The 21266-nt window shown below is 32.4% G+C and carries 20 protein-coding genes and 1 pseudogene; 15 read left to right on the forward strand and 6 right to left on the reverse strand.

The window, feature by feature from the left end:
• Nucleotides 1-128: 128 nt before the first annotated feature.
• The 8 genes from Q0912_RS03295 (at nt 129) to Q0912_RS03330 (ending at nt 8399) form a co-directional block, all read left to right on the forward strand.
• Complete coding sequence (locus tag Q0912_RS03295) at nt 129-1067, forward strand: tyrosine-type recombinase/integrase (RefSeq protein ID WP_299112019.1); 939 nt, start codon at nt 129-131, stop codon at nt 1065-1067.
• On the forward strand, nt 1054-1953 hold the full coding sequence (locus tag Q0912_RS03300; protein ID WP_299112021.1) for a site-specific integrase: 900 nt from the start codon (nt 1054-1056) through the stop codon (nt 1951-1953). Before Q0912_RS03295 ends, Q0912_RS03300 begins: the two co-directional genes overlap by 14 nt.
• Nucleotides 1954-2146: 193 nt before the next feature.
• Nucleotides 2147-4054, forward strand: a complete 1908-nt coding sequence (locus Q0912_RS03305) for a P-loop NTPase fold protein (protein WP_299112023.1) — start codon at nt 2147-2149, stop codon at nt 4052-4054.
• Complete coding sequence (locus Q0912_RS03310; protein ID WP_299112025.1) at nt 4055-4792, forward strand: hypothetical protein; 738 nt, start codon at nt 4055-4057, stop codon at nt 4790-4792.
• 108 nt (nt 4793-4900) lie between these two features.
• A complete protein-coding gene (qatC, locus tag Q0912_RS03315; protein WP_366125120.1) occupies nt 4901-6160 on the forward strand; it encodes a Qat anti-phage system QueC-like protein QatC in 1260 nt (419 codons plus the stop codon).
• Entirely contained in the window at nt 6160-6897 is a 738-nt protein-coding gene (qatD, locus tag Q0912_RS03320) for a Qat anti-phage system TatD family nuclease QatD (RefSeq protein ID WP_299112030.1), read from the forward strand. Before qatC ends, qatD begins: the two co-directional genes overlap by 1 nt.
• A 49-nt stretch (nt 6898-6946) precedes the next feature.
• A complete protein-coding gene (locus Q0912_RS03325; protein WP_299112032.1) occupies nt 6947-7777 on the forward strand; it encodes a hypothetical protein in 831 nt (276 codons plus the stop codon).
• Between the two features lie 103 nt (nt 7778-7880).
• Nucleotides 7881-8399 carry a lecithin retinol acyltransferase family protein gene (locus Q0912_RS03330; RefSeq protein ID WP_299112034.1) on the forward strand — a complete coding sequence of 173 codons (519 nt, stop codon included), beginning with the start codon at nt 7881-7883 and terminating at the stop codon, nt 8397-8399.
• Between the two features lie 125 nt (nt 8400-8524).
• On the opposite strand, the gene Q0912_RS03335 is transcribed toward Q0912_RS03330, so the two are convergent.
• Both Q0912_RS03335 and Q0912_RS03340 read right to left on the reverse strand, forming a co-directional pair.
• Complete coding sequence (locus tag Q0912_RS03335; RefSeq protein ID WP_299112036.1) at nt 8525-8878, reverse strand: hypothetical protein; 354 nt, start codon at nt 8876-8878, stop codon at nt 8525-8527.
• Between the two features lie 111 nt (nt 8879-8989).
• Nucleotides 8990-9733, reverse strand: coding sequence for a hypothetical protein (locus Q0912_RS03340; protein WP_299112039.1), 744 nt, complete (start codon nt 9731-9733; stop codon nt 8990-8992).
• Between the two features lie 417 nt (nt 9734-10150).
• Here Q0912_RS03340 and Q0912_RS03345 point away from each other — a divergent pair, with 417 nt between their 5' ends.
• The 5 genes from Q0912_RS03345 (at nt 10151) to Q0912_RS03365 (ending at nt 13784) form a co-directional block, all read left to right on the forward strand.
• A complete protein-coding gene (locus Q0912_RS03345; protein ID WP_299112042.1) occupies nt 10151-10675 on the forward strand; it encodes a DUF3124 domain-containing protein in 525 nt (174 codons plus the stop codon).
• Nucleotides 10676-10828: 153 nt separating this feature from the next.
• A complete protein-coding gene (locus tag Q0912_RS03350; protein WP_299112044.1) occupies nt 10829-11323 on the forward strand; it encodes a hypothetical protein in 495 nt (164 codons plus the stop codon).
• A gap of 54 nt (nt 11324-11377) precedes the next feature.
• A complete protein-coding gene (locus Q0912_RS03355; RefSeq protein ID WP_299112046.1) occupies nt 11378-12241 on the forward strand; it encodes a pirin family protein in 864 nt (287 codons plus the stop codon).
• Nucleotides 12242-12457: 216 nt separating this feature from the next.
• Nucleotides 12458-12988: a sigma-70 family RNA polymerase sigma factor gene (locus Q0912_RS03360; RefSeq protein WP_299112049.1), complete on the forward strand. Its 531-nt coding sequence runs from the start codon at nt 12458-12460 to the stop codon at nt 12986-12988.
• Nucleotide 12989: 1 nt separating this feature from the next.
• Entirely contained in the window at nt 12990-13784 is a 795-nt protein-coding gene (locus Q0912_RS03365; protein ID WP_299112052.1) for an anti-sigma factor, read from the forward strand.
• A gap of 411 nt (nt 13785-14195) precedes the next feature.
• Here the strand turns inward: Q0912_RS03365 and Q0912_RS03370 are convergent, their stop codons facing one another.
• The 4 genes and pseudogenes from Q0912_RS03370 to Q0912_RS03385 form a co-directional block, all read right to left on the reverse strand.
• The gene (locus tag Q0912_RS03370) at nt 14196-16418 is read right to left on the reverse strand and encodes a TonB-dependent receptor (protein WP_299112054.1); all 2223 of its coding nucleotides are present in this window, start codon (nt 16416-16418) and stop codon (nt 14196-14198) included.
• 2 nt (nt 16419-16420) lie between these two features.
• Entirely contained in the window at nt 16421-17698 is a 1278-nt protein-coding gene (locus Q0912_RS03375; RefSeq protein ID WP_299112057.1) for a cell surface protein, read from the reverse strand.
• Between the two features lie 75 nt (nt 17699-17773).
• Nucleotides 17774-18073 (reverse strand): DUF4331 family protein, encoded by a 300-nt coding sequence (locus Q0912_RS03380; RefSeq protein WP_366125121.1) that lies wholly within the window; start codon nt 18071-18073, stop codon nt 17774-17776.
• Nucleotides 18068-19015: pseudogene (locus Q0912_RS03385) on the reverse strand (DUF4331 family protein); the annotation flags it as partial. The pseudogene Q0912_RS03385 and the gene Q0912_RS03380, both read right to left, overlap by 6 nt.
• Nucleotides 19016-19599: 584 nt before the next feature.
• On the opposite strand from Q0912_RS03385, the gene Q0912_RS03390 reads away from it, so the two are divergent.
• Both Q0912_RS03390 and Q0912_RS03395 read left to right on the forward strand, forming a co-directional pair.
• A complete protein-coding gene (locus Q0912_RS03390; protein ID WP_299112059.1) occupies nt 19600-19971 on the forward strand; it encodes a YciI family protein in 372 nt (123 codons plus the stop codon).
• A 13-nt stretch (nt 19972-19984) separates the two neighbouring features.
• Entirely contained in the window at nt 19985-21202 is a 1218-nt protein-coding gene (locus Q0912_RS03395; protein WP_299112631.1) for a sigma-70 family RNA polymerase sigma factor, read from the forward strand.
• Nucleotides 21203-21266: the final 64 nt, after the last annotated feature.

Raw genomic sequence — 21266 nt, forward strand, 5'->3', positions numbered from 1 at the left:
CCACTGGTAAAATGGAGAGGTTAAGTGTTTGATAATGAGGATGTGGCGAGGTGCTCGCCACAAAACCTTGAAATCTAAAAGGTCAGTAAAACAGACAGATAACTTGTAAAGCTAAATAGCAGTTAGATATGAAGAAGTTAAACCTACGTAGCGAATCATTTAATACGATCCTGGCGTCCTTTAGGGATTGGCTGGATGTATTGGGCTATGCCCCTACCACCGTATATAACTTGCCACACCACCTAAAAGAATTCTTCCATTACCTAGAGCGAAATGGACATTCTACTATTGAGCATATCACTACTAAAATGGTTAAGGACTATTATGGCCACTTATCCAATCGCTCCAATGACAGACGTGGCGGTGGACTCTCAAAAGCATTTCTCAATAAGCACCAACAGGCATTAAAGAAGTTCCTCGATTACCTTAAAGAGCATGAAGCTAATATTAATTTTGGTGTTCACCTTAAAGGTGAAAAGATGGATTATAAGGAAGGTAAAGTCATCCTTACTCAAGATGAGATTAAACAGCTCTTTGCAGCCTGTAATGTGTCCCACATGAGCGAGCACTTTCAGATGAGGGATAGGGCTATATTGGTGCTGTTGTACAGTTGTGGGCTTAGACGTAATGAGGCCATGCATATTGATACTTCGGATATTTTATTTGAAAAGCAGCGCATCTATGTACGCAAAGGAAAGAACTACAAAGAGCGGTTTGTTCCCATCAATGCATATAATCTTAGCCTCTTGGAAGATTATCTCTATGATGCAAGACCTGAATTCTTAAGGAATTTTCAAACAGATGCACTTTTAGTTTCAAATATCGGTAGGCGTATCAATGACAAGACAGTAGCAGACAGATTAAAAGTTATTATCGAAGCTACTGAAGACGATACGATCATTGACAAAAGAATTACACTGCATACGTTACGTCATAGCATTGCAACGCACTTATTACAAAACAAAGTACCTATGAAATCCATCAGTACCTTTTTAGGGCATTCATCATTGGAGAGTACACAAATTTATACGCACATAGCAAGTCAGATTGAACATGAGGCAGTATGAAGATTATTTATATCAGCTAGGATACTCAAGAGGAACCGTACTTTCCTATTTGCGCTCTGCTACTCTATTCTCATATTGGTGCAGTTCTAAAGGTTATCTGTCGGAAACTATAGATTACAAATCCTGTCTAGCTTATGGAAAGTATATACAACAGCCCAAGAAAGGGAAACGATTATCTAAAAGCACAGTCAAGCACCAAATAGGTGGTTTAAAGATATTCTTCAACTATCTTATTGATAAGAATATCAGATATACCAATCCAATGCATAATATCAATATTAGAGGAGCCAAGCGTAGCCTCAATCATAACCTGCTTGAATTTGCTGAGCTTGAGGATCTGTATTATAGCTACCCAACACGGAATATCCAGCCGCCTAATAGTTCAGAAGTGGCATTGCGCAATAAAGTAATTACAGGATTTATGGTCTATCAAGGTTTGGGAACAACTGCGCTTAAAAGCTTAAAGGTTGAGCATATTGATATTGATAAGGGCAAGCTCTATGTACCATCAACTCGTAAGACCAACACTAGAACTCTAGAGCTCAGATCATGGCAGATGATGCCTCTAGTTCGTTATTTGGAAACGGATAGAGAAATACTTTTGGATAATTTACAGATAAATACAGAAGCCTTATTTCCGCTTAACTCGGATAGGTTTGACATCATTACCAGAGAACTGTTTAAACGCCTTAAACGTATTAATTATAAGGTTAAGGATCCTAAACAGATTAGGGCTTCGGTTATTGTCAATTGGCTAAGCGCATATAATGTTCGAGAGACACAGTACATGGCAGGGCATCGCTATATTTCTTCTACTGAACGCTATCTACAGGATGACCTTGAAAACTTGCAGGAAGTCATCGAGACTTTGCATCCGATAAACTAAATATTTGTAATTCTTTTCTTATTGTAAATGTTAAAATGTATATTTAAGCTCTACCCTTAATTAATTTCATCATATACGGTTTTCCGTAGTCATTTAGTAAAGTTGTAAGTTACTTTGCGTGCATAGTTTTTTCTTTAAAACATGTACTAACATTGTTTCTTATTAAAATTATTAATAAATAATTTCAAAATAAATGTGGTCAGATAATGAAACCTCACAAGACCTTTTAGGTTTTAAAGTTCACGCAGACTTATTAATTGATGTTGTTAAAGACGATTCTGTACTTCCAATAACTATAGGTGTTTTTGGCGATTGGGGAAGTGGTAAGTCCAGCATTCTTAAAATAATTCAGGATGAATTCGAAAATGAAGATGGTGAACCTAAACAAGAAGAATCATTATGCATTTATTTTAACGGTTGGACATTTGAAGGTTATGATGATGCCAAAGCAGCCTTATTAGATTCTATATTAAAAGAATTAGAAGATAATAAGAAATTAAGTGCTGAAGTAAGAGAAACAGTAAAGGATAAGGCAAAAAAGCTATGGAAGTCTATTGACTGGATGAGGGGAGCTGGAATGGTGTTGAAAAATGTAGCGTTACCAGCAGTGGCAGCATATTTTACAGGGGGATTGAGTCTGGCACCTTTTATAACCAAGAAGTTATCGGAATGGGATGTAGATAGTCCAGAAAAACTGATAGAAAAATTGGGATCCAAAGAGGGTGAAGAATTTTTTAAATTATTAAAAAAAGAACAAGTAAATGAGGATTCAAGTACAAATTTAGTTTCCGAATTTAGAAAAGATTTTGGGGATTTATTAGAAGCAACCAAATTTAAAAGACTCGTTGTAATAATCGATGATTTAGACAGGTGCAGTCCTGAGAGAATAATCGAAAACTTGGAGGCAATAAAGTTATTTGTAAACGTGCCTAAAACAGCCTTTATAATTGGTGCTGATCCAAGAATTTTTAGTCATGCTATCGAGTTTAAGTATGGAAACTCAAATCCAATTCAAGAGGACAACCCAAGAATAATAAAAGACTATTTAGAAAAATTAATACAGTTACCTTATGCTTTACCAAAACTCTCTGAGCCTGAAGTTGAAACCTATATTTCAATGTTAATATGCAAAAGAGAGGTGAGCGAGGTAATATTTAAACACGTTCATACAAAATTCCAGGAATTTAGATTGAATGACAGGTATTCAAGCTATGGATTATTAAACATGCGTGACGAGTTAAGTGTTGAAGATTTTGAAAAAGTTAAATCTAATATCATTTCAATTCCTTCATTAGTTCCACTGATTACACAAAGTTTATATGGTAATCCTAGACAAATAAAGAGGTTTTTGAATACATATATCCTTAGAAAGAGGTTATCTGATGTTGCTAAATTGCCAAATTTTAGTAGTTCTATTTTAGCAAAGCTGATGATTCTAGAATATTCTGAAATTAAGTTATTTAAGCAATTATATGGCTGGCAGTTAAATCAAGACGGAAAACCAAGTGAAATAAGGGAATTAGAAAAAATCTGTAGTGAAGGAAATGCTCATGAAAATTCTCAAGAGATAGAAAACACTAGTTTTAATGATTGGGGTAAAGAAAAAATAGTTAATTGGTTACGCATAGAACCTAAATTATCAGATGTGGACTTACGAGATTATTTCTGGATTTCAAGAGATAAAATATCATCGATTTCAGCTTCTAGTTTAATCCCTCCAATAGTAAAGGCTTTCTTTAATGAGTTGTATCAAGAAATGCCATCGGGTACGAGAAAACAGATATTTCAGGATCAATTCTACGCTCTGACCCCAATAGAGAAAGACTCTTTCCTAAACTTGCTGTCCAATAATTTAAAAAAGAATCCACAAGAGAAAATAGGTTTTGACATATTTAATCAAATGTTACGAGATAATATTGAGAATACGGAGACATATTACATCGATACGCTAAAGACGATTAATAAAAAAGAAATTGCTCCAGCAATAGGTATTAGTTTACAGGAGTTTAATAATCATGCTGTTATTGGTGATTTCTTAAATGACTTTTTTAGTGATAATAGGACCAAAGTCAGTAAGGCATATAATTTAAAAAAGAAATAAATGGGTACATCAAAATCATTTTCTGACACAAAGAAAAACATACCTAATTGGGGAAGTTTAAGTGATACAATTACAAGAAGCTGTGATTCTTCAACAATATCGACAGAAAAAAAGAATAAGATTCTAAAAAGGTATGTTGATGTTATAGGTGGTTCATCTAAAGCTGGTAGAGGAAATTCAAAAGTTGCTGGAAGAAGTGGAATAAGAACTGCTAAAAAACTAGGTGCCTTTTTTGGCGCTTTTATCAACTCAGGAAATAATTTTAGAGAAACTCTTGATAATCTAGGGCTGTCCGATTTAAAAGACAAGTCTGTATCAGACATAATTAATCATTTGATTGAATATTGTTCTGGTACTGCATCAACAATTGATGAAGTGGCTGCAAAAGAAGCTACTAGAAAAATACTCGAAGAGCTTGTTTCAAGTGCTGAAACCATAGATGAAATGGAAGAATTATTAGATAGTAAGTTTGAAAGGGAAACATCAGAAGATTTAATAATCAGGTATTTCGGTTATTATATTTATGAGCACCTAGACAAGTGGTTTTACGAAAAGTTGATAAAAGATAAAAACCAATCTGATTGCAATAATCTCTTCAGACAAATAAAGGATTTTATATTTGAAAGCCTGAGAGGTGTTCAACGTGTAAACTCTTTACAAGATATAGATTGGAGCTCAGATGGCGCTGATAGATTAATAAAAAACATACAACAAGATATTTTAACGGTATTTGAATAATTATGAGAGTAGGAATAGAACTAAACGAAGCTACTAATGGAAAGTTTTCAATGAATAAATCTAGTATTCGAAGATTTAAACAATGATGAGCAAAAAGTAGCTCATGTTCTGAATGATTTTGTTAATTTATATGATCTTTCTAGAGACACAAAGTCTGTTAAATTTGATTTATTCTTAATATCTGCACTGGTATATGGAATAGATAATTTATTAAACAGGGAGAAATACTCAATTGATGGTTGGGCAAGAGAGATAGAAGTGGAATTTCCTGTATATCAATTATCATTGTGGCATGGTCAAGAGGAGGTATTACAGGACGCATTAAAATTTCTAACAGGCGATTATTGGAGTATCAATTTTGTTACGAATACAATTGAAAATTGTTTTATTGAAAAAAGAGGAAGATGGAACAAGAATAGAAGACATTTTAATACTGAGAATATCAAAACAACAAGTTTATTCTCTGGAGGATTGGACTCTTTAATAGGAGTAATAGATCAGTTGGAAACTTTGAATGATGGTGATGAAATTATGTTAGTTTCGCATTTTGATTTTTATTCTCCTGGACCAAATAGAGACCAACAATTTTTATACAAGAAATTATCTGTCGCATACCCAAATAAAGTCAAAAATAATTGGATTCAGGTTAGATTAGCTTTGGATAGAAAAAATAATGAAGGGCAAGCTTTTGAAGTAGAAAGTAATTATAGAAGTCGTTCATTCTTTTTTATTGGTTTGGGATGTTTTATTTCTCCTTCAGCTCACCTTATAATCCCTGAGAATGGAACAATCTCAATTAATTATCCTTTAACGCCATCTAGAGTAAGTTCTTTGAGTACTAGAACAACTCATCCATATGTCCTGAGTAAATTACAAGAGCTTTTAGACAATCTTAGTATTAATATTGAGCTTAGGAACCCATATAACTTTAAGACAAAAGGTGAAATGGTTGTAGATTGCCAGAACAATAGTTTTCTTAATAGTGTTTTAGAACACTCAACTTCATGTGGTAAACCTGGACGCAAACAGTATTGGAGTAGAAAAGATACAAATCACTGTGGGATTTGTATGCCTTGTGTCTACAGGAGAGCGTCCTTGAATAAGGCTAATGTTGACAATCAAGTATATGGAAATGATATTACCAGACCTTTATCTAGAGAAAGTTATGTAGATTTGCCAGCATTAATAAATTTCTTAAAGAAGGATATTACACAGGAACAAATGAAGACAGATATATTAATTAATGGCAGCATTCCTTTTAATAATCTAGAAGAATATGCCCAAATGATTCTACGCTCTAAAAATGAGGTTTTACAATTATTTAGGGATAAAGGAAATGCAACAATAAAATCGGAATTAGGAATATAATGATTATTGATACTCATTGCCATTTTGATTTGTATCCAAATCCTGTAAAGATTTGTGAAGAATCTGAGAAATTAGGTATTACTACAATTGGTATGACTAATTTGCCAAGTCATTTTCAAATGGGATATAACCATGTAAAAGGCTATAAAAAAGTAAGATTAGCTTTAGGTATGCATCCATTGATGGTTAGTGAGCATGAAAAAGAAATGCCTTTGTTTCTTAAATTCTTAGATATGACATCTTATATAGGAGAAATTGGATTAGATTTTTCACGAGAAGGCGTAGGGTCAAAAGAATTACAATTATATAGTTTTGAGCAAATTTTAAAAGCTGTAAAGGGCAAGCCGAAGATTTTAAGTATTCATTCAAGAAGTGCCGAAAGAGAAGTTCTAGAGTTACTCAGAAAATATGACATTAGAAACGCTATTTTTCATTGGTATTCTGGTGGTGTCAGATTAATAGAAGAAATAGCCCATTCTGGATATTATTTTTCTATAAATACCGCAATGATAAAATCTAAAAAAGGGAAGGAAATTATAAAACACATTCCTAGAGAATATCTATTAACTGAAAGCGACGGTCCCTATATAGAATCAAATGGCAAAACAGTAAAGCCCAAAAATATAAGCTTAATAATAGAATATCTGTCAAAATTGTATTCTATTGAACAACAGTTAGTAGAACATTTGATAAAGATTAATTTTAATAGAATGATTAATAATATAAGAATTCTCTAGCCTCATATTTTAACAATCCCAATGTTTATTTAAAATCGACTCTGAGTTTATGAATAAATCAATATTCTTTTCAGTTGAAGAAATCTTGAATGAAGTTTTTTTTAACAATGTAGACGAAAGTATTCTTCTTTTAAAAAAATATGAATTATATGATATCGTTCAGCAAAACTTAAGTTATTTAAAAAACAAAAAGGAACGAGATACAAAAAAAGTTTTCGACACCATAACAATTTCTTTTTTACAAACTGTAAATACAATACTTCATGCTATAGAAGATATAGATATTAGAAATGATTTGAAGTATATCTTATCAAATATAGGGCATTACATAATTGATAATTTTGCAGATTACCAAATCTTAACTATTACAGAATTAAAATCACTAAGAGAGTCGCTAATCAGTTTGTCAGAAATAAAGGGTTATAATTTTAAAGATATTGATAGCCATTTGCAGTTAAATAGATTGATTAGAAAAATGGAAAATAAATCTACGGTGGCCTCAAATGATATGCCTAAGGTCTATTATGATTGGCTAGGGAACATAAATAAATTAGATGAAATTGCAGATAATTTATATTCTGAGAGAGCGATAAAATCTGTAAAAACATTCAAAAAATTATTCAAGCCTGAACCTGTTAATTTAGAAATTAATCCTGCTAAAAGTGATTTAGTTTTTGTTTTGTTTGATATACTACATGAAAAGAAACTTATCCAACCTAAAAATAGAAGAGGAAAATTTCTTGCTTTAAAGCAACATAGTGTTGACCTTCAAGGAAAAGTTTTATTTAAAAAAGCCCCAAAATACATCAAACAAGAAATTAAAAAACGAGAGGAAACATATTATCAATTAAGAGCTAAGGCAGAAAAATGGATTGAGTAGAATTGGTCTTATAATCGACTTTATGTTGACTTATGCATAGGTCAAAACAAGTAAGTGCTTTAAAGTACTATGTTTGTGTCAGTAAAACTATAAAAACGAGACAATGAATATAAATCAATATGTATTAAAAAATCAACTAAGACCAGCAGACGCAGTTATTCTACATAAAAAATTTATGGGAATGGTAGATCACTTTGTTATATATGTGGGAAACGATCTTTCAGGACCTAAATTTACAGCTAATTTCACCAAGGGTATAAAAGTACTTCCAAATGAGGAGATTAATAAGCAATTAGAAAAATATGTTCCAAAGAAGATAGAAAGGTGCCCAGGAAATAATTTTGACAGACAGAGAGCCGTTGACAGAGCACTATCAAGATTGGGTGAAAAAGCATATGGATTTTTCTCTAATAATTGCGAACATTATAAAAACTTTGTTCACTATGGTAAAGAATATAGTAATCAGGTAGATGCAGCAGGAACGACTCTAACTGCCACAGGAGGATTAATGGCTGTAGGCGGTGTGCTAGCCTCGAAAAAGAAGACTCGAAATTGGGGAGCTGTTTTATTGATTTTAGGTTTAGGATTAAAATATTTAGCTGAAAGAAATAATAACTCTTAAAATGTAAGAAACGAATAGAAGGTAAACTCATTCGGCTTTTTCTGTCGTACTAATCATGTAATTTACTGCTAACATATATATTTATGTTGTTACGCAACTTATTTATCTTCGTTCAATTTATATAATTATTCTTGTAGTGCTTTTAAACGTTTTTCTACTATTTCTAAAGCATTTTGATATTGATTAAACTTATCATAAATGAAATATTCAATATTATTTTGTTTTGCTTTTCTAGATTTTGGCATTTTGCTTAAACTATATTTACAAATATATTTTATTCGTTCTAACATATCTTTATCTGCATTTTCGGGTATCTTCTCTATCCTGATAGCATACATATCTTCAGCTAATTGAGCTGGAATTCCTCTGATAAAACCATATTTGTTTTTTAAAATATGACCTTTTTCTTTTTTTAGACACTTTTCTAACAAAATATCATACTGCAAGTTTTTTAGTTCGTTAATTTCTTCATTACTCAATGACATACAGATTTTTAATATTAATTTATATTCGGCTTATTAACTTATGGCATTCATCCAAGTCCCTAATAGTCGTTCTATTCTATTAATTTTCTCATGTTTGAAATTTAATCACTTGCTAAAGTACTTAAATATAGGAGTTATTATACATTGCCATCGTTTTTTCCATTTAATCATTCTTAAGTAGTTTTTTCTTACTGCTATTACTAGTGCTGCATGTTCTTTTACATAATCAAAATATCCTACGTAAATATTTTCATTAATACTTGGTATTAAGTCATTTTTGCTGGGGTTCTCAATACCAAGCCGAAATGGTTGAAGGGAATAATTCAAAATATCTTCATGCCCAGAAACTTTTCTATTAAAAAGGTCTTTTAAAAAACCTAAAATCCCTAGTGTTGGTAAAGACCAATCATTTTCATCAATGTTTACATAAATGGAATATTTCTTCTCATTAAATATTTCTCCATATTGATTAAAGAATATTCCTTTGAAATTTTTTTTGTGATACTCTTCAACTGTGATTTCATTTAAAGTTATTCCACTAATTTTCCCTAAAGAGTCTAATGAAAAGGTGTTTCTTGTAGGGTCCTTTCTCAATAGTGAACGTTTTGTTTTATTTGTTATGGCATTATTTTCTTTGCGTTTAGCTATTGCTCCAATCATGTTTCTAAAATCTTCATCAGTTGGACTATATTGCTGATTACATTTCAGACAAGCTGAAACAGTAATTCTTTGAATTTTGTATTTTTCATTGTACCCTTCGAACAAATTTTTAGCTGGAATATGCTCTTTGGTGAGCTCTTTCTCTTTGATGATTTTTCCACAATTGTAACACTTTTGTTTAGATCCCATTTTTTCATTAGATTTTTAATGGTCGTTAATAACAATTAGATAATCTATCTAGGGAGTTCATCTATATTATATATTCACTCAAATATATGCTAAATCAACAATTTTGTATACCAAAAAGAAAGATAAACTTAAAGTAAGTCAATTTCAATAACTAGTAAGAAATCTTAGAAATTCTAAGAGAAAACCTTAGGTAAAAATCCATTAAAGCTATATCTTTATTTACAGAAAGATGTTCTTTGGAATAGGTAGTTGAAAAGTTGTGCTACTGCTTGAAAAACCTTAAAAGGTGGAAAAAATCACGGGTAGCTGTTATCCTTTTACAGAACTTCATATTAATTTAGACTAGACAATTCTTTTTGAATAGAATATCAATCTTTTGTATATCTTTGACTTGGATGTGTTTAGTTAACTAAGTTTATGAAGAAACTCGATAAAATATTTATTTCTATTATTGTTATTTTAGCACTAGCATGTAAAAATCCTAACCCAAATCTTGATACCTTAGGTCAAGATGAACTTGAGGCTTTAGAGGTAGATAAAACACCTGATGAGAGCTCTCTTTCTTATAATAACGAATTTTATGTACCTATTTATTCCGATATCTATATTGACTCCCAAAACCCAAAACACTTATTGTCAGCTACTTTGAGTATTAGAAATACTAACTCGAAAGACTCCTTATTTGTTAGTAAGATTAACTATTATGACACTCATGGTCTGCTTGTTAAAAAATTTATAGACAAGCCAATTAGTTTGCCGCCCATGGCTACGGTAAACTATGTTATAGAAAAAGAAGATGATACGGGAGGTAGTGGGGCTAATTTTATAGTACATGTTAGCTCTAGGTCACCTATGATAAGACCTTTGATTCAGGCTATTATGATCGGGCAGTATAGTAATAAGTCATTTTCATTTTCAACTGACGGCTACCCTCTTGAATAAGATTACAAATTAGGTTACTTTCTTTAAGCTCATGTCGCAACAAAGGTTTTTATAATATAAAACTACTGATTCCATGGTTTCTAATACAAATCTATTAAGTATCTTGAACTAGTAATCGCTACACAAGCATACTTACAGGTAACTAATTGATATATGAAAAAAGATAGTTCTACAGGAAAATTATTAGTTAAGCTAATTTTAATTGTAACATTTATATGGGGTATATCTGCCGTTTTGATTATATATTTTATACCAAATTGGTCAGACCGAGGGACTTTCGGAGACCTCTTTGGTGCGGTAAATGCCTTGTTTTCAGCACTCGCTTTTGCCGTTTTGATTTATACCATTGTCTTACAACGTGAGGAAATAAAAAACAACCGTGAGGAAATACTCCTTAATAGAAAAGAACTTGAAAAAGGTGCGAGACTTCAACGTAAGGCACAAGAGGTGCTAATTCAACAAGTTGAGCAGACACATTTGAGTGCAAAAATGAACGCTATGAGAACTCTTGTAGATTATTACAACAATCAGATATCAAACCCCAAGAGTACCGAAGAAATTATTGAAAAAGCAAAACAAAAACGAAGACAAATTATAACCCAAATAGACACATTAATTGATGGACTAAACGATTCAGATGTAGAATAAATACAAGTTTATCAAAGTAAATAAATAAAAGAAGATTTTAAAGCTAATTACAGAATGTCAAATTCAAGGTTGATAATAGAACAGCGCAGTAGGGATATAGGGGATTTTCTTGTAGGTCGGTTAATACCTTTTAGAAAAAAAAGAATGATTGGTCCATTTTGCTTTATTGATCATATAGGCCCAACCATAGTTGGACCAACTAAGTTTATGGATATAGGGCAACATCCACACATCGGCCTTACGACTTTAACCTATTTATTAAAAGGAGAGATTACACATAGGGATAGCACTGGGGCTGTTGAGATAATCAAATCCGGGGATGTTGGGCTTATGACCTCTGGAAAAGGTGTGGTTCATACTGAACGAACACCCGAACATTTAAGGGATGGAGGCATGTATAAAATTCATGGTTTTCAGATATGGATAGCTCTACCAAAGGAACTTGAAGAGATGGTCCCCAATTTTTCATACACCGAGAAATCAAAATTACCCTTTTGGGTGTCAGATGGGGTTGAATATACATTGATTGCTGGTAAGGGTTATGGCAAAGTGTCTCCAGCTCCAGTTTATTCGCACCTATTTATGTTGCAAATGATATCAAAAGAGAAATCCAAAGTATCCACTTTAGAAAATTTAGAAGGTGAAATCGGTATATATATAGTAGAGGGGTATATAGAAGCTTGTGACGAGAAGATAGAGTCAGGTAAAATGCTGGTTTCAAAAAACGACAAATGCAGTTTTACAATAGGTCAGAACTCATTACTATTAGTTTTTGGGGGCAAAGCATTTGAAGAAAGACGTTTTATAGATTGGAATTTTGTGTCATCAAGCAAGAAAAAGATAAAGAAAGCAAAACAACAGTGGATTAATAAAGAATTTAAAATGGTACCAGGTGAAAGTGGTTATATAGAATTATAATATTCCTGTATTCAGTGAGTAATATAAAAATGTTGCCAAATATATTTTTTTGGGGAATATTAATTGATATATTCCAAGATAATTATCTATGCCAGATAATTGATTTCGGTAAGCTAGTTTCTTTCGATTCTTTGATTTGGAAAGAATGTACTTTTGATAAAGATTTATAACCAATTAATTTAATATATTAGGAATCTAAAAAACATAGAATATCACATGGTTGATATCGACTCGCTTGTTAAACGATTTAAAGATAAAGATGTTAATGCATTTGAAAAACTATATCAAATGTATGGTGCGAGTATTCATGGGGTGGTTTACAATATTGTAAAGGATACCGATATAGCAGATGAGTTAACACAGGATGTTTTTGTAAAGGCATGGAATAAGTCGAACACATATTCCTCTTCAAAAGGACGGTTTTTTACATGGGTATTGAATATAGCCAGAAATGCTGCTATTGATAAAACAAGGTCTAAAGCATTTAAGCAATCAAAGCAAAACCTCGATGCCGATAATTTCGTAGATATCATAACAAGCAGTGATAATTTAGATCGTAGTACAGATGCTATCGGAATTAAAAAGTTTGTCACTAACCTCGGCCAAAAATGTAAAGATGTGATTGAATTACTTTATTTTAAAGGATTCACACAAAAAGAAGCTTCTGAAGAATTAAATATACCTATTGGCACAATTAAAACAAGAAATAGAAACTGTATTCAGCAATTAAGGGATATGGTTATGTAATATGGATATTAAAGCATACATAGAATCAGGTATTTTAGAGCTATACGTAGCTGGCCAACTTTCTGAAAAAGAAAATCAGGAGGTTTATGAACTGATGCAAGAATATCCTGAAATCTTACAAGAAGTCTTAGAGATTGAAGCAGCTGTGGTAAAACTGACTTCTTCAGTATCCCCACATGCTGTAAATTTTGATTCTTTTGAAGATAAGCTCAATGATAAAGAAACCAGAGTAGTAGATTTAAAACCTAAGAAACCTAACTGGATATCTTATACAGGTTGGGCTGCATCTATCTTACTTGTTGGTGGTTTAATATGGACGCTTAACACTAAAGTTCAACTTGAAGAAGAACTACAAACCGTATCTACTGAAAAGCAATATCTAGAAATACAAATTGAAGACGCTCGTGAGAATTTAGCAGCTACTAAAACCTTACTTGACGCTATACGTGATAAAGACATTATTACTGTACCATTAGGTGGTCAGGGGGATTATGATAAGGCTTTTGCAAAAGTATATTGGAACAAAGCTGACAATACTATTTATTTAGATGGTGAAGGCTTACCTGATGCACCAGAAGGTAAAGTTTGGCAAGTCTGGTCTTTAACCTTGAATCCACTCACACCAACAAGCTTAGGTACTATTGACGACTTTAATACAGACGACAATAAAATCTTTGCTATTACCAATGCCAATGAGAGTCAAGCCTTTGGGATTACCTTAGAACCTGAAGGAGGTAGTGAAAGCCCAACCATGGAACAGTTATATACACTTGGTGTGGTGGCTTCTACTCCTTGATATCTTTTATGATTAATTTTAATCATAAAGAATGCCTTAAACCTTATATGTTTGGGATAAGTAATGGACTATTACCATAAGTATTGATATCTGAAAAAGAAGATTACCATGGGCTATCTAATCTTTTAAAGACAAGAAATTATGAAATCACTTGTAGAGTAAAATAAGAACTGAATTAACTCTACTTACCTATTGAAATCCCAAAAAAATAAGTAATCAATAACCAACAAAGCCGTAGTTTTGAAAAATAACAAACACCTTCGCTTTCGCGAAGGTGTTTCAACTAACAAAAAACTCAAAAAATATCATGATTTCTCATGACCAGTAAACTGTAATCAGCAGTCTACCTTTCTTGCTAGCAACCAATCAACCATCCTAATTTACTTCCCTTTAAATTAAGAGGCTGACCCCCTAAAAATTATAAGTTATAGTTCCTTTAATAAAAAATGGTGTACCAGGTGTGAAATGTATTTCTTCTACAGACTGTACTTCGTTTTGTAAACGTGACTCTGTAGCAAACTGAGTTTCATTCCAATCATCATCAAACAGATTTTCTACTGCTAAACCAATTGTTACCTTATTAAGTTTATAGTTAATATTAAAGTCCGTAACGAAGTAACCTTCAGCTACAATAGAGTTATCTTCATTGGCTGGTCTGTCATCTAAATATCTAAAACGTAAACCACCTGAAAACCCATCTAAATCATCAACTGATAAACCGCCTGTAAGTGTAAAATCTGGTGCCAAAGGGATAAAATTTTCACCTTCAGGATCATCGACACTTCGTGCTTTAGTATATGTCCCATCGGCATCTAAAAACAACCAATCACTTATTTGATAGCGCAAACCTAAATCCACACCGTAACGTCTTGTTTTACCACTTGGTTCTACAACACCTGCATCGCCTACATAGACAAACTCTTGTTCTAAGAATAAATACCATAAGGCAGAATTCACTACCAGCTTAGGAAACGGTTTCCAAACCGTACCTATATCGGCTCCGTAAGAACGTGGTAAAATGTCTTCACTTTCATTGAACACTACGACTCTAGCATCGTTAGAATGAAATCCTGAACCAGACTTAAGATACAGTTGTAAATTGTCTGCTGCATTATAATAGAAATTTAATTTAGGACTTAAAATAGTCTTAGTTTCAGACTGTGTTTTGTAATTAGTCTGTAACTGATCGTTGTACATAAACTTAAAATAATCTAAGCGTAAGGCTGGTACCATTTTAAAGTCCCCAAATTCAAACTCTGCATTTACAAAGGCATCAATATTAGTTTGATTGATATCACCCAATTGAATGAACTCAAGCGTCTCAGTTCGATTAAGCGTTCGCGACAATTCTACATCATCAACAATATCGTGTCGTACACCTAAACCTGTAGTTAGATTTAATTCCGTATTGCCTAAAAATGTAGAGTAATTCAAAGCGGTATTCGCACCAAAAATCTGGCGATCTTCTTTCTGTTTAATCTGATCCCCATTAACAGGATCTTCTAAAAAGAAAGTAAAATTAGAATAGAGCTCAAACACATAATGCGAGTAAAAGGCATTTGCACTAAACTTAGTGTTATCATTGATATATTTATCGAACATAACATTAAGGTTGGTGCGTTCTGTTTCACCTCCTTCTGTATCATCTATTGCACCAAATCTAGTAATGTTTCCATTATCGACTTCGCGTTGCGGAATCTGACCAGAAGCATCCCAACGACTTGTAAAATGTGACGTAGTTAAAGTTATCTTATCATTTTCTGGAGTGTACATCACATACTTCCCAAAGAGGTTTAAACGGTTAAAATTCTGAGGGGATTCAAAAGGACCATCCGTAGCAATGTATTCCATCGCTAGATAAGCATTCTGATTTTTTGTTCTCTCTAATAAATCAAATAAACCTACGGTACGTAAAGTATTAAACTGACCCACTGAAAATGAAATACTACTTTTGTCTAAATAATCTCTGGTTTTAAAATTGACATAACCAGCTGTATTAAAATCACCTTTTGAGGCATAATAGGCTCCTTTACCAAAATCGATTTTACTTACAGTTTCAGGAATTACAAAGTGTAAATCGCTATAACCTTGACCATGGGCATGAGATACCATATTTACTGGCATACCATCAACTCCGATGGTTATATCAGTACCATGGTCTATATCGAACCCCCGTAGAAATATCTGTTCTGCCTTTCCACCTCCAGCGTGCTGACCTATGATTAAACCAGGTACTTTTCTTAAAACTTCTTGTGAAGAATTTACAGGAGTAATATTTAAATCTAGTCTAGAAATTGTACTCACTGTATTTAATTCTTTGTCTAAAACCATTTCATCGAGTTGAAATATTTTCTCTTCAAGAATAATCTTTAAGTTATCTGTTGAGGTTATAGAAATAACTTTTGTTTCATAACCTAATAATCCTATTCTAAGTGAGTCACCAACTTTTGTTTCGGCAATTACAAACACACCATTTTCTGACGTATGCGCATGACTATCTGAATTTATATTATATACATATGCTGCCTCTATAGGCTGACTGAGTTCATTTAATACCAAGCCCTTAACATTCTGAGCTTGTACTACAATTGAAAAACAACCAAACAATAGCAGTGCTAAGATTTGCTTTTTCATAATTATAGTTGTTTAATTTTTGGTGCCATAGTAGGTCCAAGTTCATAAAGACAGGTAGCTAGCTCACTCTTTAATACTTTTACCTTATCAGTTTTGCCTACTGCTTTGTAGATTTCGGCAATATGATATAACACCTCTGGTTCTGACGTTTGTCCGTATACATGATCTTCTATAATAGTATTTGCCCTTTCTATATCACCATTTTTAAAGTAACTCCAGGCTAATAAATCATATGATTGAGGAGTGGGTCTATTTTCAACTTCTTGTTGAGCAACAGCCATAGCTTTAGTTAAAGAAGTTTCATTTTCGGTATATAGCAAGATATTGTATTTGTTATACATAGCGCCATAATTTTTATTTTTAATAGCGTTCTTGTAATCTGACAATGCTTTTTCTTTTAATTCAGAGTCATTTTTATATTCTGCTATTTCCGCTTTAAGTAAATCGTAATCTGGAGATTTATAATAGCTTGAAATATGATCTAGTAGTTGTAATGCTTTTTTTGGATTATTCTCGTGAGAGTAAAGTATCCACGCAATACCTTTTTTAGCATAAGCATTATTTGGGTCGAGCTCTAAGGCTTTTAAATAATAACTGTAAGACATTTCTATTTCACCTGCATGGCCGTAAAAATCAGCAAGATTGGTGTATGACCATTGCTTGATCTCTTTCAAGTTAGAAGCCTCGGCAATTGCTTTAGCTTTTTCCAATTGTTCTATAGCAGCTTCGAGGTTACCGTTGTGGTCTTTCCATTTTGCCAAGCGAATTAGATAATCAAAATCTGAGTTATCTTTAATTTGCATCAAATAACTCTCAGCAGCTAAATTATTACCTAATTCTAGATATACATCAAAAAGCATTTTTTTAGTACCATTCAATTTTTCACCATTATCTTCTGCTTCTTTTAGCAATACCAAAGCTTCTTTAAAACGATGCTGTGAAATGTAATTCGTAGCTAAACTTTTCAAATAAGACGGAATAGTTCTTTTAGATTGGTCAATTGCTTCAATGAGATCTTGTTCAGCTTTGATGAGATAAGATATGTCACCTGTGGCATCGAATACTTGAGTGTAAGCACTTGCACGTTTAGCCAAATATGGAAATTGATCGGGGGTATTTTTTAGTTTATCTGTCCAGAATTGAGCATTAGCATGTAATTCAGATACATTTAATTTAGAAGATAAGTATATTTTGTAATCTACTTCGTTGGTAACTTGATTTGTATTGCAACTATAAAGTATAGTAAGCGCTATTATTGAAAAAAAATATTTAATTGTCATGATGTTGTGAGTTTTTTTGTTAGAGTAATTCTGAAGTAAAACCTAAATCTTACTTCAGAATTTGAGTTCAGTATCTTACCAAGGGGAAGCTAGATAAGGAAATGAAGTTAAGAATGCTTTATCATTAGCATCTACATTATCATTAGATAGGCCTGGGTTTTCAGTACCATCTTCACCACCAAATATGAGTAGTAATTCTACAGAAATAACGTCATCTGCTAATGTTCTACCAGTTAATACATTTGTACCATCAAAAAATGTAGTAGTTCCATCAAGCGATACAGTCAATACATCTGTTGCTAATAAACCTGTAAATGTTGGAGCGTCTAATCCTAATGCATTTGTATCTCCAGGATTAGCATAAGCGGGACTCAATGCTGTTAAGTTTGTTTCGAACATAGATTGAAATGATGCACTTTGTTGTGAAGGAACAGTTGTATTAAAAGCATCTTTCATACCACTAGATACAAACACAGTATTAACAGCAGGTCTACCCATTTGGTCTTGCTGAGCATATGTTCCTGAAAAGTCAGTATCCATTGGTTCTCCTCCATTATTATCGTCATCATTGCTACAATTAAAGGTCATTACCGACACTAAAACTGCATATGCGTATAATTTTATATTATTAAATTTCATGTTTTCAAGTTTTTAAATTTTAGATTATTGTTTTCTTTTAGATTCTACCCACGTATTAATTGTACCTGTGCCACCAATCATAGATTTTGGTACTTCAACAACTACAGATAATACATTAGAACCAGCAAAAGTATCTGATCCTGGGTTGTTGAAACTTGTTGCATTACCACCAATGATTTCAGAATACTGTGCAAAATCCATAAAAAAAGGATCGTCTCTTGGACCAGCAAAAGCCATCATTCCTGTAGAAGATGCTACCATAGCAGACTGTCCATAAGGTGTGATATCCGCAACTAATTGATTGGCTGCATTAGTAGCGACAGTACTGTTTAAACCTGTTTGAGAAGGCGCCGTAGGTCCAAAAACATACATTTTACCATCTCTTGCAAGAGCTTGAATAACCAAGTCTTCAACATTGTCACCAGTATTATCGATATTAAATTCGATCATTACATTTTCATCAAACGAAGCGCTTCCTGTAGCGCCAGGAGCTAAAAGCCCTTGAACATTTGCTACAAATGCAATATTTGATGTGTTCTCACCTTGGAAGGCATAAAAATCTGTGATATCACTTGTACCACCAGAAACTGCAGGAGCATCAATATGATCAGCTGCAATGGCAACGAAAGTTGCAATACCCAATATTGCCGTTGCGATTAAAATTTTTGTTTTTTTCATAATTCTGAGATTTTGTTAATTTTTTATGTCTCTATTCTACCTACGAAAAAATGTACAAGGAGGTTTTATATGGTTCTGTCGTATCTATATGAACTAATATAAAGTAGTATCTTTGAGATATAATGTTGTGGTCATAGGTTATTGTTTTCCCAAACCAATCATCATTTAAGCCATATATTTTAAATTCAGATTTGGTTTAAGCTATCGAGAGGTAGAAGAATTAAGTTAATTCGATGAGTCAAAGTAGGTCATAACAACATTGTTGAGCAAGATTATTGGTTTTTGAAGAAATGAATGATAATAAGAAATCTGGGATTCAAAGGGTTTGAATTCACATAAAGAACTTTATCTAGTATAGAAATAGCATATATGATTAGAGAAAATTAATTGATTTCAAATAGAAGATTTATATTTGAATTAATCTATGCTTTGGCTGACAAAAACCTCATTTAATGATTATTTTAATATTCAAGTTTGTTTGATAAGACAAACACAAACAATGGGGGTATATTTTAAAAATTTGTTAATAATTTTTAGCTTTAGCATACTTAACTTTATTTTAGAATATTCACAAAAAAGTAATTATGAAAGAATATCTACTTTTAATTCACGGCAATGGGTATCCTGAAGAATTATCGTCTGAGATCTTACAAAACCACATAGATAAATATATTGCCTGGGTAAAGAAACTTTCTAGTACTAACCAGTATATCAAAGGGGCGCGATTAGAAAACTTAGGAAGTGTGATTATTGATAAAGGAGAACGTGTTATTTCTGATGGCCCTTATCTAGAATCCAAAGAAATTGTTGGAGGTTATGTACTAATTAAAGCAAAAAACCTAGATGAAGCTATTGCTCTTTCTCAGAATTGCCCACTTAGCAAAGATTTCGTTATTTCTGTAAGATCAATGTACAGTTGGCCTGTTGAAATTAATTATAATTTAAGTTCTGAGTAAAGAGGTAAAAATTATTGTCGATAATCTTTTCCGAAAAGAGTACGGTAATATCGTTTCTTTTTTGACTTCTAAATTTGGGTTTAATTTCTTAGAATCTGCTCAAGATATTACTCAAGACACCCTATTGCTTGCATTTGAAAAATGGAAGGAAGATGGTGTACCTAATAACCCAAAAGGCTGGTTACTTACTGTTGCTAAAAATAAAGCTATAAATTTTGTAAAGAGAGAAAGCAAAAGTCAAGCTCTTAAGACAAGCCAATTAAAAGATCAAGATGTTTTTACTTATGACATAACATTACACCAGCAAATTGAAGATGGAATGTTAGAGATGATTTTTAGATGCTGTTCAAATAGTATTAAAATAGAGAGTCAGATTATTCTAGTCTTAAATATATTAGGAGGTTTTTCTAGAAAAGAACTAGCTTCGGCTTTAGTCTTAGAAGAAGAAACCATTAAAAAGAGACTCTATAGAGCAAAAAAGAAAATCCGTGAAAATGATAAATTATTCCAAACACCGAATATAGAAAAATCGGCTGACAGACTGAATAGTGTGTTGAATAGCCTCTATTTATTATTTAACCAAGGCTATAATTCCACTAGTAATGAAAATCTCATCCGAAAAGATATTTGTACAGAAGCACTTAGGTTGACACAACTTTTATCAAATTTTTATGATAAAGAATATAGAGTTAGAGCGCTTTTGGCATTAATGTGCTTTCATATTGCCAGATTTGAAAGTCGAATCGATGATAAAGGTGCCATAGTTTTGTTTAAAGATCAAGATAGAACTTTATGGAGTAGAGAGCTTATAAATAAAGGGATAGTTGAATTATCTGCTGCTTCAGAAGGCCAAATTTTAAGTTCGTATCATTTAGAAGCTGGTATAGCCTTACAACATTGTATTGCGAATAGCTATGAATCTACAGATTGGGAGACTATAAAACATTTATACTTGCAACTATACAACTTTAAATCATCACCAGTAATTAAATTGAATTTGGCAGTGGTTGAAGGTATTACTGAAGGTCCTAAAAAAGCAATTGAAATTTTAGAAGAACTTAAAAACAAAAGCAAGAGACTATCTAAATACTATCTTTTATATGCTTCATTAGGGGAGTTTTATAAGCAACTTAATAGAAACGAAGATGCCAAAATAAATTTTAAACAAGCTATAGAGCTAACACATAACCAAAAAGAAAAGGAATTACTTTTAAAAAAAATAAATGAATAATTTAATAGTGCTTGTCCCCATAGTATATAATTAATGGTTATTTCTATATGTAGTAGAGTGTTTA

It is taken from the genome of uncultured Winogradskyella sp. (assembly GCF_947498345.1).
Lineage (GTDB): Bacteria > Bacteroidota > Bacteroidia > Flavobacteriales > Flavobacteriaceae > Winogradskyella.